The following is an 18,826-nucleotide window of genomic DNA, read 5'->3' on the forward strand; positions in this document are numbered from 1 at the left end:
AGAGGTTTTAAATACCCTTTGAAAGGTCTTTGAAGACCCTTTGAAAACACCTTAAAAACCCTTTAAAAGAAAATAAATTGGTACAAAACCTGGTGTCAAAATATACAAAACCTGCTGGCAAGCTACAGCAAGCTACATACATACAGCCATTTGGCTGGGGAACTTGGATTCGAACCAAGATTGACGGAGTCAGAGTCCGCTGTTCTACCATTAAACTATTCCCCAATAAGCTAATGTCGCCACTTTTAACAGATTTTAGTGTGCAGGCAAGGATAAAAAAGAATCTTTATAACCATAAATCAGTAAGAGGGATTTATCGATAATAAAAGGCGATAGGAATATCATTGATTGTTTTAATCTGAATATCCATGTCATAAATTTCTTTAAGAATTTCTGGCTGCATAATTTCTTGTGGTGTTCCACAATAGGCTGCTTTGCCCTTTTTAAGGGCAACAATCATATCTGAATAAGATGATGCGAAATTAATGTCATGCATGATAATGAGAATGGTTTTTTTGAGTTCATCGGCTGTACGGCGTAACTGTTTCATCATAGAAACGGCATGTTTCATATCCAGATTATTCAAAGGTTCATCTAACAGGAGATAATCAGTGTCTTGACAGATGACCATTGCAATAAAAGCACGTTGACGCTGTCCGCCAGAAAGTTCATCTAAAAAGCAGTCTTTTAGGTCTTGTAAACCAAGATAGCGAAGCGCACTGTCAATAAATTGTTTATCTTCCTTATTATACCAGCCTTTTGAGTATGGATAGCGTCCAAAACTGACTAAATCATATACGGTAAGACGAAAGGATAAAGGATTATCTTGACGCAGGATTGAGAGTTTTTGAGCCAAAATATCATGGGGCATTTTATCAATATCACAGCCGTCGATATGAATTGTACCATGATGGCGGGGTAAAAGGCGCCTTATCAGCATCAAAAGTGTTGATTTTCCAGAACCATTGGGACCAATGAGAGAAATAATTCCCCCTTTGGGAAGACGAAGGCACAAATCATCGATAATCAATCTTGCTCCATAAGATTTGGAAAGATGATTGATTTCAATCATTTTAGTTTTCCCTTTATCAGTAAGGTTAAGAAGACAACACCGCCACAAAATTCAATAATAAAACTTAAACGTCCTGCCATATGAAAAATTTGTTCTAAAATAAATTGTCCACCAACCAGACAAATAATCGCCAATAATATTGCAATAAGCATCACAACACCGTGTTTCACCTGAGGGGAGAGTTCATAAGCAAGGTTGGCAACTAACAAGCCCAAAAAGGTGATCGGTCCTACTAGTGTTGTGGAAATGGATACGAGAATAGAAACAAAAATGAGAATAGCTGTAGCGCTTTTGCGATAATCCACGCCAAGATTGAGCGCATTTTCACGTCCCAGAGCAAGTACATCAAGCAGGTGGCGTGAACGCCAACCAATCAGACTCACAATGAAGACAATGACGCTAGCAAAGCTGATTAATGACGTATTAAATTTATTAAAATTTGCAAACATAATATCCGTTAAATTCATCATTTGGTCCGGATTGAGTTGCAATTGCATGAACATGCGCAAACTGAAAAAAAAGCCGCCTAAAATAACACCAGTCAAGAGTGTCAAATGAAGTCCTTTTAGATTTCCTGAAAATAACCAGCGAAAAAGGCTTATGGAAAAGAGAATGAGAATGAAAGTTTCAAAAATCAACTGCCCTTCTTCATTTAAAAAGGGTAGAGAAAGAGAACCTAAAAAATAAATCGTGGTGGTTTTAATTAAAATATAAAGCTGATCAAACCCCATAATTGAAGGCGTAAGCAGACGATTGTTGACCACTGTTTGAAATAAAATAGTAGAAACGGTAATCGTATAGGCAATAAGAAGAAGAGAGATGAGTTTTGTGAATCGGAACGACCAAGTATAGATGTTGACATTCCATGTCATATAAAAACACGTTACGGCGCATGCCATCAGGATAAGCGTTGACAATACAAATGTTGTTTTTTTCTTTTTATCCAAGACGCTTTCTCCAGCGTAACAGCAGTATAATAAAAATAAAACTACCGATAACGCCCATCATAGTACTTATGGGAATCTCTAAGGAAGGGTTAATGATTCGCCCTAAAAGATCACAAATTAAAACCAATCCTGCACCGCTGATTGCTACCCAGGGAGCAGTATGGCGCATATTATCGCCCATGAAATTTGAAACAAGATTTGGAATAATCAATCCAACGAAAGGAATTCGACCAACTGTACAGACAATAACTGCAGTAATTGATGCAACAATAAAGAGACCAAAAATCATAACAGCACGATAATTGAGTCCAAGATTATTGGTTAAATCTTCTCCCAGACCAGCAACGGTAAAGCGATCAGCCGTGAAATAGGCAAGAATACAGAGGGGAAGAGAGAACCATAAAAGTTCATATTTTCCCTCTAAAATCATTGCAAAACTGCCAAATAGATAGCCTTGAAGAGAGGGAAGCAACATTTCATAATCGGCAATGGTGTTGGTGAGGGAACCAATAACATAGCCTAGCATAATTCCTGTCAGCGGTACCATGAGGGCCGATTTGAGAGGAATTTGACGTAATAAAAACATAAAAAGCAGTGTACCGGTCATGGCAAAAATTGTCGCAATCATCATTTTTCCTAAAACAGGGATATCGGGCAAAAAAATCATAACAAAAAGAATGCCAAGGGAAGCCGATTCAACAGTTCCAGCGGTAGATGGTTCAACAAAGCGATTTCGTGCAAGCAGTTGCATAATCATGCCGGAGAGTGCAAGTGCTGCACCTGCTAACAGCACTGCAATTGTACGAGGAAGACGGGTTTGCCAGAAAATAAGCCAGGCATGTGGATCCCTTGATAAGAGGTCAGAGGGCGTTACATCGGAATAACCAACAAAAATGCTGAGAATAGACAGAAGGATAAGAATTGTTATGATAATCCAATAATTTTTCACGTTAAATCATTTTCTAACAAAAAACAAAGGCTGTTTAATAACAGCCTTTGCTCTTAAATTTTATTGCGACAGCACGCAAGTTATTTTACACTTATTTGCTTTTTGTAAAAGCTTCATTGATTTGTTGTGCTGCCTCATTGAGTCCAGTTAGACCACCAGCTGCACGATACCAGCTCCAGGAGTCTAAATAAATAATCTGTTTTTGTTTGCCAGCTGTTGTACGATGAACAAGTTCATTGTCAAGCAATTGTGCAGCAGATTGTCCTTCTCGTCCAATCGCTGCATCTCGATCAATAACCAACAACCAGTCAGGATTGGTTTCGAGAATAAACTCAGGGGAAATGAGTTGTCCATGTTTCTGCACAGTGAGTTTATCGGTTGCAGGAGCAATTCCAAATGCGGAATGGATGATATCAAAACGTGACTTTGGACCCAAAGCACTGATCTTTCCACCAGAGGTCATAAGGACAAGTCCCGTACCTTTTCCTTTAGTATTCTTACGGACTTCTGCTAAATTTTTATTGAGCTTAGAAAATTCTTCTGTCGCTTCTTTTTCTTTGCCAAAAATTTTCCCAAGGATAGACACATTCCGTTCTATATCCCCAAGAGAGTTTTCATTTCCTACGGTTAGATCAATGGTTGGAGCGATTTTGGATAAATCTTTATACTTGGCTTGAGTTCTCGAGGAAATAATAATTAAATCAGGTTGAAGGGCAGCAATTTTTTCATAATCAGGTTCAAAAAGAGTGCCAATTTTTTCATATTTTGCATCATTGAACTGCTGTAAATATGAAGGTTTCTTCCCTTCAGGAATACCTACCACAGCTTTGATACCAAGGCGATTCATATTATCAAGCGACGCAATATCAAATACAACAACCTTTTGTGGAGAGGTGGGAACAGAAGTTGTGCCTGAAACATGATCAACTGTTATATTTGCATTAACATTCATACCTGCCCATGCAAATGTTGCAAAGCTCATTGCAACAACAAAAATAGAAGCCACCCATTTCAGATATTTTATCATCATCATTTTATCCTTTATTTCATAAAATATTATTTAAGGGTTTACGCACTTAAAAACTGAACTTAGACATTTTTATGTACAAAATTATGCACAGAATAGCACTATAATAAGATGCAGTATGTTGTAAAATAGACTAAGATATGTTACAAAACGTACCTTATCTTATTTTCACTTAATTCTAGTGCCTTTGCAAGTTATATTTAGAAAGTTTGACATATGATCAATGTAGTTAAAAATCGCGCATGTTTGTGCGCACTGACAACGAGTGCTCTCTTCTTTTTGCAAGGTGGAGGCGTTTCTATGGGAAGTGATTCTTCTCCCCAAAGTTCTTCAATTTTGCCTGTAGTGGGTGCTTATACATGTGGAGTTAAGAGTTTTCAGTCTGAACCACTAGCTCCTATTTTTTGTCAGGATGGTAAGGAGCATTCAGCAAAGTATGGGAGTATTCACGTGAAGAGCTATGGTGCTAATGCTGTAACTTCAATGGGAAAGCTTCGGGTTGAGTCAGGTTCTCAAACCTCACAGAAGGGACAAGAAACAGGAGACTTTCCAGAGGAAGGCGTTGGTGTTGATGAGACAACTATTAAATTGAGAAATATGTCTATTAAGGATATGACCCAGTTGAATGTTGGTACATATGAAGGACAGATGGTTGCTAGTTATGTAGGGACTGATGATATGGATCCTGATGATATAGGGCCAGAATTTGGAAGTGCTATATTTGCAACAGTAGGCGGGAAGGTTGAGTTGCAAGATTCCGGAATTTCCAATTTTCTGATTGGTCTTTATTCTGAGATGGGTGGGAAGATTATTGTGAAGCGTGGGAGAATCCATAGTTTGAATTCAGGAGCTCAGGCTGATAGTGATTCATTGATTACTCTGGATAATACAACGATTAATGTGGAGGGGCTTCCTTCACTTGATCAGCTTTCTGGGGACAGTGATAGCGGTAGTCTTCCTCTTGCAAGGCAAAACTCTCAGGTTTCAGGTTTAGGTACAGCGGGCTTGCACAGCTATGGTCAATCAGGAATAGTTATGAAATCTGGATCTATTGCTTTACGAGAAGGTGGAAGTGCAGCCATATCTGAGGGAGGGTTTGTCACATTAGATAATGTTAGTATTAACATTAAGAAAAATGGATCTGAAAACTTACAGGGTAGTTCTGAACGTGCAGAATCTCAGAGTTTAGATGAGGGATCATTTAAGAGTAATATTTTATTAGCAAATAACGGATTTATTTCCTATAAAAATGGAAAATTTGATGGTTCTGATGTTGCTTTTTTGTGGGTACTGGATACTAACGGTAATGACGATGATGAAGACTTTGAGGATTATTTTGATAATGAAGATGAGTTAGAAAGCGTTCCTAGCGTAAATGGGGTAGGAAACCTTCCTAGCGTAGAGCCTCCGCAACCGTATCAAGAATATAACAGTTCTTTAACTAAGGTTAAAACGCTTATGCCCCAGTTCTTAGGTGAAGAGTCTTCTGGTACGATGAATGACCTTTGGGTTAATGCTGTCATAGACTCTTCAGATGTTACACTGAATGGGCAGGCATCTGTTGGCGTATATTTTAGTCATGAAGATATACAAGATATGGCAAGTCTGGATGATGATTCAGAATTAGAAGATCAAAGTATGGAAGGGGTAGTAAAGAGAGATTATTTCGTTTTATTGAAAGACACTACTCTTAAAGTTCCTGAAGGTAAGGCCATTTATGGTGAGAATACCACAGGTTCTGTCATTATAGACAAGTCTTCAAAGGTTTCTGGTAGTTCGTCTTTAAAGGGTTCTGGCGATCCGTCATCAACTATTTCTGGTGATCTATTGTTGGAAGCTACTTCTAATGCTCATTTGTCAGTTTTTATTAATGGTGGTTCTATTATTAAAGGTGGTACTCATATTGATCAAAATTCTCATGCTAAGATTTTCTTGAACTCTGGATCAGAGTGGCACTTAACGAAAAGTAAAAAAACGCATGCGGGTTGTGGGAGTTCATGTGTTTCGTCTATAAACCTGAAAGATGCCACTATTAAGTTTGTGTCTGCAGAAAATGGAGAGAAGCAGACTCTTCGTGTCGGAAGAGGGAGTGGTGTAGTTTATACTGCTTCTGGAGACTCTCACATTTATTTTAATGCATCTGTAAATCAGGACAATTCAAAAAACTCTCAAATATCTGATAGGCTTTTGATTCATGGTAATGTTTCTGGTCAGACGAAGGTACATGTGAATGAAAGAGCAGCTAATGGCACAGAAAGTGGACAAAGAGACAATGAGAATAATGTAAAACAGAAACATAAGTATCATAGTGTTTCAATTATTCAGGTTTATGGGGAAGCAACAAAGGATTCCTTTAAGCTTGCAAATGGTTATGTTACGATATCAGGATTGCCTTATCAGTATATTCTTCGTGGTTATGGTCCAACCCTTACTCCGAAGATGCAATTTTTCGATGGGCGTTTATTAGAAACAACACAAGTTTGGGATTTCCGTTTAGAAAGTAAAATACAAAAAGAAAATGGCACTATGGAAGATCCTCCTTTGGCGACAGACGTAGCTTTAGGGGAATATATGGAGATGGATTTGGGTTTTGCTGCTTTAAGGGATGTAGAATTAGAGTTTGAAAATACTAAAAAAGATATCGTAAAAGAAAAAAACATAAATGGAGGTGCTATAGCTGAGAGATCTAATCTAGACGATTCTTCTGTAGGGCCAAATTCTTTGGCTGAGGTAACTACTCCTCCTCTAGCAGAGGGTTCTGACCCTGAAATTGTATCTCTTCAGGGAGTGCCTACAGTTGCTCCGTTTTCTGCGCTTGCAAGGTCTGATACAGATGAGGCTGTTGATTATTCGGGATCTGAAAGACCTACTTTATCTACTCCATTATTGGAAACAACAGATGAACAGGGTGAAGCCTTAAATATTACTCTTCTTCCTAATTCAAATGGAGGCATTAATGGGAATGAAGCAGAGTATACTTTAGCTTCAGGTGTTCCTACTTCCTCTACTGAGAGAACTGAAAATGTAAATACGCAGACTGTTACACCGTTGAGAAGTTCTGAGGTTGTAACACCTATTACTCATGAGAAAGCTAAAGCGTCTAAGATTGTTGCTGAGCCAGCTGTTTCTATTGTGTCTAAGGAAAAGGAGCTTGCACCTGAGAAGAAGGAAGGTGGTCCTGTAGGGCGTATTCTACTTTCGGCTGGACCTGCTAAAACATCTGAGGTTAACACGCTTACTGTCTCTTCTAAGCCAGCACCTCTTAAGTCACAGGACTCTAAAGTTGTATCTATCAATGATGTTGGGCAAGGAAATGTTTCTTCTCAGTGTGATAGTACGCAGGAAAATGGTGAAGGAGAATCACGAACTTCTTATTCATGTAGTGATGGTGGATCTCATACAATAGCAAATCGTACACTGGAGGCAAAAGGCGAAGATCAGCATTCTGTGCGTGCAGATAAAGATGGTACAGTTCTTAAGTTAGAGAATACTACCATTATTGGTGCGGGAGGTGATAATGAAAATAGTTCTGATGTTACTGAACGAAACCTTACGAGTGCTGTGCTTGCAGAAGAAAATGCAGAGGTTGTTTTGGATAATAAATCAACGATTAAATCTTCTGTGATTGGGCTTGAAGCTAAAAGTGGCGGAAAAGTTAAGATGACTGATGGAACGGTCAATGCTCGTTATGTGGGTACTGTTGCACGTCCTGGATCTTCTGTTAATTTAAAGGACACGAAAATTAATGTGGAAGGTGCTTTAGCCTCTGCTGGTCTTGTTAGTAGCGGTGGTGAAATAACAATGGATTCTGGTTCTATAAGTGTTACAGGCGGGGCGGCAGTGAAATCAGAATCTGGAGGTAATGTTAATTTAGACAGTGTTAAGATTACTGTAAAAAAACAAGCAGGAAGATCAGAGTCTGCAGAGAAGGTTGAACATGCTGTTATTCTGTTAGACAATAATGGTTCTGTTGATTTGAAGAATGGGACTGTTTCTACTGATGCTACTGCTTTGTGGATTAAAGAAAGCGGTGACGCTGTTAAAGCTAGAACTTCTAGGAGAAGGAAATCTGCTGACGTTCGTCCTTCTTTGAATCGTGCTAATATCGAGTTTTCTACTTTTAAAGTGGAAGGTAATCAATCTTATGGTATATATTTTGATGGGACGAAAAAAGAAGATCAGCAGCGGAATCAAAATAAGGATTCAGGGAATGTGGTTGCAGGATTGCCTGAAATGGCAGGGGCTGCTGTTGAGAAAGTGGGTGTTGTGAAATCTAATGCTGTGTCCCAACAGAAAGAAACACCTATACACGTAACAGGGGCAATTTCATTGAAAAAAACGAACTTTGAAGTTGCAAATGGTATAGCTATTTATGCTAATGGTTCTAATGGTCAGATTTCATTAGAAAAGGAAACGATTCTTGCTGGTGATTTGCTATTGAGCGCTGAGAATAATTCTAGTGTACTTGCTGTGGTTGACAATTCTGTTATCGTAGGTGGTACGCGCGTTGATAAAGGTTCTTATGCAAAATTAGATTTGACCAATAAATCAACGTGGATTCTTACAAGAAGTGCGCATAAGATTGATGAACAAAACTCAGAATGTGTGGATTCATGTATCTCATCTTTAAGTCTTGTAAATAGTCGTATGAAGTTTGTAGCTCCAAAATCTGAAGAGAAATATCAGACACTTCACATTGGAGAGGGTAAAGGTATTGTTTACAGAGCAGAAGGTGATGTTTCAATTCATCTCAATGCGCATTTAAGTCCTAACGATCCAAGTGATGAGCAAGTAACCGATAGGCTTGTAATTCATGGTGATGTTTCTGGAAAAACGACAGTACATGTGCAGGGAATTTCGGAAAATATAGCGGATAAGGGGCATGTTAGGAATCCTCATAGTGTTTCAATCATTCAGGTTTATGGAACAGCAGCAAAGGACTCTTTCCAACTGGATGGTAATTATGTTGCATTGCAGAATTCACCTTACAAGTACACTCTCCGTTCTTACAGCCCAAAAGCGACTGCAAAACAGGAGCATGTTGAGCAGAAATTTATTAAGGATGGTGGGGAATTCTGGAACTTCCGTTTAGAAAATCAGTATGTTAAGTCTACTCTTCCTACACTTGCATCTGGTTTTCCTGAACAATTTGTCAGGTCTGTTGTTCCACAAGTTCCAACTTATTTGCTCTTGCCAAATAGTGTATTCCATGCCGGCTTGATGGATGTAAATAACCAAAGCAAGCAGTTGGAGGCATTACGAGCTACTTACAATGGAATGGTAGAAGTTCGTGAAAATCCTGCTTTATATTTGCGTGGATATGGTGGAAGTTACCGTTACACTTCAAACTTGTCTGCCCTTGAATATGGATACAAAGGTGATCTTAACTATAATGGTCTAGAAGCGGGTCTTTTGTTGCAAACAATTGAAAGTACTGACAGCGCTATATCCTTTGGAGTTCTGGGATCTTATGGAAAACTTTCCCTACAACCAGTGGATGTTGAACAAAGCCAAGAAAGTGCATTTGATAAATGGACTGCTACAGCATATGGTAGCATGCAGCATGATGCAGGCTTCTATGTAGATGGTCTTTTGTCCTATGGTTTGCTCAAAGGTGATGTTCTCACTCTTGCACGGGGTAAGACAGCAACATTGAAGGGTAATCCTTTGAGTGTTTCCTTGACAGGAGGTCAGACAATTGCAACGGGATATGAAGGTTTTATCGTTGATCCGCAGGTTCAGGTTGTTTATCAACATCTTCAGTTTGAGAAAGCCCGTGATATTGACAATTTTGACATTGAAATGGGCAAACTTGATCAGTGGGTTGCACGTGTTGGTGGACGTTTAACCAAGACGCCTAAGGGATCTGAAGGACTGGATGCTATTTCCTTCTATAGTAAGCTTTATCTTGTGCATGGTTTTGAAGGGAAGAAATCTGTGCAGTTTAAAGATGCTTTCCAGTTAGGTGCTTTTGGTTCTTCCTTAGAAGCTGGATTAGGCTTTAATGCTAAATTATCTTCAGCGTTTTCTCTTCATGCTGATCTTGTCTATCAACATAAGCTCAATAAAGCTGGTTTTTCTGGAACAAGTTTTTCCGGAGGAGTACGTTATCAGTTTTAACATAAGGTACAGTATGTACCTTTTAGGAAAGGCGGCACCCTGTGCTGCCTTTTTTCTTTGTAACAATATGTTGTGATCAAAAACTTTCTTTTTGAGATAGGAGTGCACAACATGTTTTGTTTTATGCATGGAAGCATTTTATTAAGCTTACATAAATGTTTTTTAAATTTTTCTGATAATCATCATCCCGCTATTTATCTTTAGGCACTTCTTTAATGATGAGGGAGCCTAGTATTCGTATAGGATATCTTGATCTTGTTTTGTGCTGATTTGTTTAGCCATTATCATGCTTGATCTTTGCTAAAATTCGTTTTTTACGAATTGGGTCAATCTCTTTTACGCACATATCTTTGATCGTTTTTTTAGAAAACGATTGTTGGTTGTAATTGTTATTAATTTGCACGTATTGATTTATTTTCTCTTTACACGAAATACAGAATGCATTATACAATTATAAATTGTACTGAATAATTATTTCTCTTATTGGTAGTTTTCGTGTTGTCTGTAGAGCTTCCAGTAAGTTCGTTTTGATCATTCATTACACGGTTCAAATGAGTATGAGATGCGTTCCTTTGGTTACACCTTTTCGTATTTAAGGGGTGCGTAGGGATGTTTTTACGAATGCTTTTGTTTTCAATGAGAGGGGAAAAAAGGTTTCGAGGGAACTATGATTAAAATATTTAGAAATCGTGTGTGTTTATATACTGTCACAACGGCTATCCTTTCTTTGCTACAAAATGGAATAGTCATTTGTGCAAGTGCAGAGGAATATGGGGGTAGATATAAGATTACTGTTAGTCATCCGCCTTATAAGCTCAGTGTTATTCCTATGCTGCCTACTTCTTCCAATCTTGAGAGTGTTCCTCTTTCCCCTGTTCCTAATATGTCACGTGAAAGGCTTCCTAGCATTTCTGGGCAGGCAGGTAACTATAATGCGCTTAGTGGGAGGAGAAATGGTAGTTTGAGTGGACTTAATGGGGAGAGAAAGCCTTTTTTGAGTGGATTTGGCGGAAATAATTCTAGTCATCCTCCTCTTAAAGGAATAGGTGGGGATAAAGACGGTGGGAGGTACGTTTACACGTATGACAGGACGGGAAAAGATAAACTTATTCTATATGATGGTGCATATTATATATGCGATAATTGCAAAACGGACACAATTAACGATAAATCTTATAAGATTATGGGTGAGAATAGTGACGGAGTTCCGTCTAGTCGTGTTGCTATAACAGTAAAAAAAGCACCTGCGGAAGTAAAAGGAAAAAATATAACTGTCCGTAGTGAAGTTGAAGGAAAGCCTTTTGTGCGTGGTGTGTCTGTATCGGAGGGAGGAAAAATTACTTTAACCGATTTAAAACTCAGTAATGCAGAGGTAGCTCTTCATGCTAGTGATGGGAGGATTGAAGTAAATAATGGCTATATTCGTGAAAGCAAAATGGCTGTGCAAGCTATAGGGAAGAACACAAATATTGCGTTAAAAGATGTGCAAATTAAAACGAATGGTGAAGATAAAAAAGCAAGTGTTTATAGTTACGGTGATTCAGAAGTTAATATGAGTGGTGGCTCTCTTGATTTCATGAACGGCCATGGAGTTTATTCTGCATTAGGTGGGAAAGTAAAGCTCGAGAATGTTAATATTACTGGGAGGGGTGATGAAAATAAAAAACATGCGGTTTTGTACACGGATTTAGGTGGTTCTGTTACATTTCAGGGAACTATTGATGCTGAGAATATGCATGGCATATTATTAGAAAATACTATCAGAACTCCTAATTCGGTTCCTTTATTTAAGGATTCTGAGTCTCATTTTACTGTGTCTGAGGTTGATGTGTCTTCTTCTTCTATTACAGTAAAAGGTGATGGAGCTTATGGTATATATTTTAAGGGAGGCAAGCCGTGGGAAAATACCGATGATCAAGAAAGTTTATTGAAGGAAGAACTTATCTCCAGAGTGGAAGTTGTTAATTTAAGAAGAACAATGTTTTCAGTTTTAGACGGTACGGCTCTTTATAGTACTGGTGAAACGAATGGTGCTGTCAGTTTATTACAAAGTAGCCTTCATTCAGAGAACTCATTGTTAAGAGCTGAGGAAGGTGCTTCTATAATAGTTTTAGCAGATGCCTCTACTCTTGAAGGGAGTAGTTATGTTGATGAGGATTCTAATGCTGAACTTTATTTAAGTAATGAATCTGCGTGGATTTTACAACGAAAGAAACAGGAAAATCAGCATGAAGCTAAAATTATAAGTGCTTCATCTGTTTCACGTGTAAGTCTTATGAATGATAGTGCTATTAAGTTTATAAACTTAAAGCCTGATAGTAATTACACTTATCATACACTTCACATTGGACATGGAATTGATGATGTTTATAGGGCGCAGGATGGTGCACATATTTATATCAATACATTTTTAGATGGAGGAGGTGATATTAATAAGCAAAAAACTGACCGTATTTTAATCTACGGGGATGTTTCTGGAAAAACTATGGTTCATGTACATGGTGTTTCAGGAAGTCCTGGAGGACCTACGGGCAGTGGGGGAAATGATCAAGGGATTTCCATCATTCAGGTTTCTGGAAAAGCAAATCAAAATTCTTTTCAGTTAGAGGGCGGTTATGTTGCGTTAGATAATTCACCTTATCAGTATAAGCTTTATAGTTATGGTCCACAATCTAATTTGGGAAAAGCGAACCCTGCTCAAAGATTAGTTAAAGGCTCAGGAGAGTTTTGGGATTATCGCCTTGAAACTGGATATATGACGCCAGAGCCTGAGCCACCAGCCCCTTCTCCTGAACCAGGACCTTCTCCAACGCCTCCTCCAGGACCAGAGCCAAAACCTCATCCTAAGCCAGGTGTTAAGGCTGTTGTCCCGCAAGTTCCAACCTATCTGCTATTGCCAAATGCTCTGTTCCATACAGGCTTGATGAATATTACTCATACAAACAAGTGGTTAGAGCCCTTGCGCATTGTTTCTGGTGGAATGTTAGAAAGGCGTGAAAATCCCGCGTTCTTTGTGCGTGGTTATGGTGGTAATCACCGTTATAGGTCAAATCTTTCTCGGCTTGAATATGGTTATGGAGGTGAGCTTGACTATAATGCTATTGATGCAGGTGTTTTGCTACAAACATTTGAAAATAGATATGGTGCCTCTTCTTTTGGCGTTATTGGATCTTACCAAAGACTTTCTCTGCAACCTCTTGATGTTGAACAGAGCCGAAAAAGTACATTTGATAGATGGGCTGCTACGGCATATGGTGGTATGCAGTGGGATACGGGATTTTATGCGGATGGTCTTTTGTCCTATGGTCTGTTCAAAGGAGATGTTCACACTCTTGCACGTGGCAAGACGGCAACATTAAAGGGAAGATCTCTCAGTGCTGCATTAACTTCTGGTAAAGCATTTGTAATAGGGGATGATGATCTTATTTTTGATCCGCAGGTTCAAATTGTTTACCAGCGTCTTCAATTTGATAAGGCCCGTGATATTGATGCCTTTGATATTGAGATGGGTACTCTTGATCAGTGGCTAGCACGTATTGGTGGACGTTTAACAAAGGTGCTTCCTGCTGCCGATGAGGCTCATGTTATTTCCTTGTATGGTAAACTCCATGTTACTCACAATTTTGGCAAGAAACAATTTGTGCAGTTTAAAGATGCTTTCCAGTTAGGCGCTTTTGGTTCTTCGTTAGAGACTGGGTTAGGTTTTAATGCCCAATTGTCTCCGAAGTTTACCCTTCATGGTGATTTGGTTTATCAGCATAAGCTGACTAAGGCAGGCTTTTCTGGAGCCAGTTTTACTGGCGGATTGCGCTATAATTTCTAAAATCCAGTTACAATACCTAGCTTTATGTAAAAGGCAGTATAATATGCTGCCTTTTTCTTTGTTATAATCTGCTGTACTCTTACAAGATCTTTGCCATTTTAATACAAGTGGAACAGTTATGATTTTTTATTATTTTATGTGTGAGAAGTCTGATGAGCTTATTGTACTCAATAATTGCCAAATTTTACCTTTCATAGCTATTTCCTATGTGGCAAATTGATTGTTTTGCCATTTAAAGTAAGAGTACTGAATACAGAAGGTTCTATTATTTTTATTTCTCTTCTGATGAATTCATAAAGTCATTTTCAGGTGTGTCACAAGGTGGAGTGATCTGTAGATGTGCACCATTTTAGAAATGGTGAAGAAGATCATTTAGAACCATTTTAATAAAAGGTATTTATGAGTGTTTTGATTTTGAAAATGAAATGGTGGTGCTGCTTGTAAATCAACATCTAAATGTAATTTAGCCGCATGTTTGAGACAAAATGACGGTTCAGTGCTTTTTCTGCTGTTGCAGCTTTTGTATGCCAAATAGCAGCAGGAATATGGCGTATCTCTGTTTGTGTAATTTCTGAAATGGGAATACAGCTTAATGAGCGAGAACATAAAGTTGTAAAGGCATAAATTGATTTCTAGCTCTACCATCACCTTTTAATGCAGCTTTACGGCTTTCGAAGGCATTTATAGCAATATCTTTTAAATAATGGAGATTGCGTATTGTCCCCCGGTTTTGTTTCTCTCGTTTTTTATGGGATCACGCTCCTCATGCAAACCAAAACGCCACCCAGTTGCACATTCACGCGCTTGTTTTAAAGAGACATCTCTCAAGACACCCAAGCCTATTTCGTGATGGCACCTGTGAATAGTATAACGATAAAGCCATTGAGCACCACCATCTTTACGTTTATGAAGGAGCAAGCCGGTACCATCATACTCTTTGCTAGCCCCCAATATTGCTACAGCTTTTGGTATTTAGACAGTTCATGAAAGATATTTTAAGTCCTTTCTTCTGTAGTTTTGACCCATACACCAGTATCGCTTGTAATGTGGAAGCCAATGATTTTGATTGATTCAACATGGGAGAGATTTGAAGTGAGAAAATCTTACGCTATTTGGAGGGTAATTCAAACTGAAAATGTTAAAATATCTTTAAAATCAATATGATAAGCTGTTTTCTTTCCTCAATCTAAAAGTGGTCGTATTCAATAGATCTATACGTATTTATAGGCAATGTTGTGAGATAGGATTTTTAGCAATAAAAGATGTTTTTTTAAGAACGTGCGTGAATGAGTCCGCGTAATAATGTGCCATTTTTTTGTGTTTGTGATTCCATTTAAAAAACGCCGTAAACAAAAATGTGAAATAACATCTCCATTCTTTAAAAGATATTGTTCTAGGTGCTTTTGAAGGTTGAAAACCAAATTTAAAAGAGGCAATAAAGATGGAAATTGGGTTTTCTTTTACGTCTTTATATTTTTAACTAACTAAAATGATATTTATCTTATTAAGAGATAAATAAGACAGATATAGACTATTTTTTTCTTCATTTTCTTTACAAAAGCTGGTGTTGCTCACAGAGCACTAATGCATTTCACATTTGTCTCAAAAATATGGTCAAAAAAGTCTTAAATGCTGTTTTAAAGGCAGCATCTTAATCACGCAATGTTATAAATACAAATTTACTAAAGTTATCTTTTTAGTATTTTTTGTGCATTTCATATCGTTTTCAATGGTATTCTCGTAAGTTTTTATAAAAATGACAAATTTAGACTGTAGTATTCTGATAATTTCTATTTCTCATTTACATAAAAAACAAAATAAACTAATAAACATAAAAAATTCTAACAAAACGTATTAAATTTTTTGATGCAGTTTTGAGAAATGTAGCTCTTTTAATCAAGTGGGGGATAAATATGGTGGAATTATGGTAAAGATATTTAAAAATCATCTCTCTTTATGTGCTTTTACAACGGCATGCCTTTTTTTTGTACACAAGGTTGATGCCGAGGTTCAAACCGCTGCCGTTAGTGCGGTGCAAGCGAATGCTTCCGCTTCTGCTACTGTTGTAGTGCAAAATGGTAAGAATGAATTTTCATGTAATACGGACGCTAATTTTTTTTGGTGTAATGGGGGACGTTGGGGGGCTATTTCTCATAAAACTTATCAGAAAACCAAGGACGACACTAAAGAAGCAGCTATAAGGGCATCTGGGAAACTTACAACTTGGGAACGTACAACGATTAAAGGGAAGGATATCGCCATTAAAGATGCTGCAACTGCTGGTGAAAAGGACTTTTGGCAGTATGGTATTATAGCAGATAATTTTGGAGAAGTTCATATAGAAAAAGGAGAGATTGATCTTACAAAGGGTGTTGGAGTTCAAACAAAAGAAGAAGGACAAGTGACTTTAAAAAGTGTTACCATTACTAAAAAGGGTGACCAAGCGGGCAGTGGAGGTCATCATAGTAAGAATTCAGCTTTTCAGATGTCTCAAAATGCTGGCTATATTCGTTTTGAAGATGGTAAAGTTAAAGCTACAAATGTCCATGGTGTTTCATTTCAGGGAGATGTTGGTTATATTGATATAATGGATTCCACTGTTGCTGTGGAAGGTAGTACATCCTATGGCTTCCATTTTTTTGAAGGGGCAGCATCTGAGAGTCAAAAGCAAACGGCAAATTCTTATGAGAAAGAGCGACTTTATCGCTTTTTTGGGGAGAGGCAGTTATTTGGAGGCTTGCCAGAAACAAATTTACCAAAGCGAGGAAGTGCTCATTTATACAATACCACTTTAAAAGTGCCAAACGGTATAGCCATTTATAGCAACAAATCTGGTGGTCTGATTAAGCTTTTAGAAAAATCTGAAATTTCTGGGGATTTATTGTTAAAGGCTGAAGATCATTCTTTTATAAAGGTTTCGGTTGATAATTCTACGCTTATAGGGGGTGTCCATCTTGATGGTAGTTCTTCTGCTGAATTCCGCTTGAGGGATAATTCAAAATGGATTTTATCGCGACCCCAACATATCAGTTTGCGAGATTCTCGTTCTATGAGTGTTTCGTCAACTTCATTGATACATCTTATTGATAGTTCTGTTGCTTTTGAACAACCAAAGACTAACATAGCTACGGATTATCAAACGCTTCGTATTGGGAAAGGATCAGGTCTGGTTTATAAGGCGCAAGGTAATGCGCGTCTCTATTTTAACACTTACCTCAATAGCGGGGGGACTCTTCAAAATCAAAAAACGGATAGGCTTTTAATTCATGGTGATGTTGAGGGAAATACGATAGTACATGTACAAAGTGTTGCTGGAAGTCTAGGGGGAGGCACTGGGAAGTATGGGAATAACAAAGGTATTTCAATTATTCAGGTGTCTGGAAGCGCAAGTCAAGATTCTTTTAAGTTAGATGGTGATTATGTTGCATTGGAGAACTCACCTTATCAATATAGGCTTCGTGCTTATGGTCCAGGGTCTGATTTAGGGGAGGCAAGTTCTGCTCAGAGATTAGTTGAAGGTAAAGAGGATTTTTGGGATTTCCGCCTTGAGAATGGGTATATTGATTCCCATCCTAGCTCTAGTCTAGCTCCTAGTTCTACGTTTGTGCCGGGTTCTTCCCCCGGATTTAGACCCATTGCTGGTCCAGATTTGGAACGTCATTCTGAGTTTATGAGAAAGGCTGTTGTTCCGCAATTGCCAACCTATCTGCTTTTGCCCAATAGTGTATTCCATGCCGGTTTGGTTGATATTAGCAATCAAAATAAGCAGTTGGAAATACAGCGGAATATGTCTAATGGAATGCTAGATGTTAGTGCAAATTCTGTTTCATTTTTGCGTGGCTATGGTGGGAGTTACCGTTACACTTCAGACTTATCTCCATTCGAATATGGTTATAAAGGCGATCTTAGTTATCATGCTGTAGAGGCAGGTATTTTATTGCAACAGATTGAAAACTCTAACAGTGTCATATCTTTTGGAGTTATGGGATCTTATGGAAAGCTTTCTCTACAACCAGTGGATGTTAAACAAAGCCAAGAAAGTACATTTGATAAATGGACTGCTACAGCATATGGTAGTATGCAGCATGATGCAGGCTTCTATGTAGATGGTCTTTTGTCCTATGGTCTGGTCAAAGGTGATGTTTTCACTCTTGCACGGGGTAAGACGGCAACATTGAAGGGGCATCCTTTAAGTGTTTCCTTGACAGGTGGTAAGACAATTGCAACAAGGTATGCAGGATTTGTTGTTGATCCGCAGGTTCAGGTTGTTTATCAACATCTCCAGTTTGAGAAGACCCGTGATATTGATAATTTTGATATTGAAATAGGCAAGCTTGATCAGTGGGTGGCACGTGTTGGTGGTCGCTTCACCAAGATGCTTGCTGTATCTAAAAAAGATCTTGATGTTTCTTTATATGGGAAAGTCCATCTTGTGCATGGTTTTGAAGAAAAGAAATCTGTGCAGTTTAAAGATGCTTTCCAGTTAGGTTCTTTTGGTTCTTCCTTAGAAGCTGGAGTTGGTTTTAATGCTCAGTTGTCGCAAAAATTTGTCTTTAATGCTGATCTGATTTATCAGCATAAGCTCACGAAGGGTGGCTTTTCTGGAATAAGTTTTTCTGGAGGATTGCGTTATCGTTTTTAGCCATACATGAAATGTAAAACAATTACACATAAGTAGAGAATGGTATATTAAGCCTTTTATAGTGTTCTTTATTTTTACTCATCTATTCTTTGCATATTGTTCATATTTATGCCCCTGGATTTTATGATCTAGGGGCAAATTTTATGTATGAAATGATGGGAAAAGGTCTTTATGAAAATAGAAAAATGCATCAGGTGACACATTTCATCTAAAAATACATAAATGTATAGTGAATTTATAGATAGT

General features: G+C 38.1%; 7 protein-coding genes, 1 tRNA gene and 1 pseudogene. 3 read left to right on the plus strand and 6 right to left on the minus strand.

Translation table 11 applies throughout. The features are described from left to right. Positions 1-151 precede the first annotated feature (151 nt). From PVV68_RS05320 to PVV68_RS05340, 5 genes are all read right to left on the minus strand, one after another. Positions 152-225, minus strand: a tRNA-Gln gene (locus PVV68_RS05320). 88 nt (positions 226-313) lie between these two features. Further along, positions 314-1,072: an ABC transporter ATP-binding protein gene (locus tag PVV68_RS05325; RefSeq protein ID WP_273720903.1), complete on the minus strand. Its 759-nt coding sequence runs from the start codon at positions 1,070-1,072 to the stop codon at positions 314-316. Further along, the gene (locus PVV68_RS05330) at positions 1,069-2,019 is read right to left on the minus strand and encodes an iron chelate uptake ABC transporter family permease subunit (RefSeq protein WP_273782704.1); all 951 of its coding nucleotides are present in this window, start codon (positions 2,017-2,019) and stop codon (positions 1,069-1,071) included. Before PVV68_RS05330 ends, PVV68_RS05325 begins: the two co-directional genes overlap by 4 nt. Next, a complete protein-coding gene (locus tag PVV68_RS05335) occupies positions 2,012-2,968 on the minus strand; it encodes an iron chelate uptake ABC transporter family permease subunit (protein WP_273782706.1) in 957 nt (318 codons plus the stop codon). The genes PVV68_RS05330 and PVV68_RS05335 overlap by 8 nt, the downstream gene beginning before the upstream one ends. A 91-nt stretch (positions 2,969-3,059) precedes the next feature. Next, complete coding sequence (locus tag PVV68_RS05340; RefSeq protein WP_273782713.1) at positions 3,060-3,995, minus strand: siderophore ABC transporter substrate-binding protein; 936 nt, start codon at positions 3,993-3,995, stop codon at positions 3,060-3,062. Positions 3,996-4,211: 216 nt separating this feature from the next. Between PVV68_RS05340 and PVV68_RS05345 the strand changes: the two genes are divergently transcribed. Both PVV68_RS05345 and PVV68_RS05350 read left to right on the plus strand, forming a co-directional pair. After that, positions 4,212-10,115: an autotransporter outer membrane beta-barrel domain-containing protein gene (locus PVV68_RS05345; protein ID WP_273720906.1), complete on the plus strand. Its 5,904-nt coding sequence runs from the start codon at positions 4,212-4,214 to the stop codon at positions 10,113-10,115. Between the two features lie 667 nt (positions 10,116-10,782). Then, complete coding sequence (locus PVV68_RS05350; protein WP_273782708.1) at positions 10,783-13,938, plus strand: autotransporter outer membrane beta-barrel domain-containing protein; 3,156 nt, start codon at positions 10,783-10,785, stop codon at positions 13,936-13,938. 435 nt (positions 13,939-14,373) lie between these two features. Here PVV68_RS05350 and PVV68_RS05355 read toward each other — a convergent pair. Next, a pseudogene (locus PVV68_RS05355) lies at positions 14,374-14,932 on the minus strand (integrase arm-type DNA-binding domain-containing protein); the annotation flags it as partial. Positions 14,933-15,862: 930 nt separating this feature from the next. On the opposite strand from PVV68_RS05355, the gene PVV68_RS05360 reads away from it, so the two are divergent. Continuing rightward, on the plus strand, positions 15,863-18,580 hold the full coding sequence (locus tag PVV68_RS05360) for an autotransporter outer membrane beta-barrel domain-containing protein (RefSeq protein ID WP_273782710.1): 2,718 nt from the start codon (positions 15,863-15,865) through the stop codon (positions 18,578-18,580). Positions 18,581-18,826 lie beyond the last annotated feature (246 nt).

The sequence above is a fragment of the Bartonella sp. ML69XJBT genome (genome assembly GCF_028618515.1).
Classification (GTDB): domain Bacteria; phylum Pseudomonadota; class Alphaproteobacteria; order Rhizobiales; family Rhizobiaceae; genus Bartonella.

Bases quoted from the DNA above. Each gene is read 5' to 3' on its own strand.
- PVV68_RS05350 (WP_273782708.1), top strand. From the start codon at position 10,783: ATGATTAAAATATTTAGAAATCGTGTGTGTTTATATACTGTCACAACG.
- PVV68_RS05340 (WP_273782713.1), bottom strand. From the start codon at position 3,995: ATGATAAAATATCTGAAATGGGTGGCTTCTATTTTTGTTGTTGCAATG.
- PVV68_RS05345 (WP_273720906.1), top strand. From the start codon at position 4,212: ATGATCAATGTAGTTAAAAATCGCGCATGTTTGTGCGCACTGACAACG.
- PVV68_RS05360 (WP_273782710.1), top strand. From the start codon at position 15,863: ATGGTAAAGATATTTAAAAATCATCTCTCTTTATGTGCTTTTACAACG.
- PVV68_RS05325 (WP_273720903.1), bottom strand. From the start codon at position 1,072: ATGATTGAAATCAATCATCTTTCCAAATCTTATGGAGCAAGATTGATT.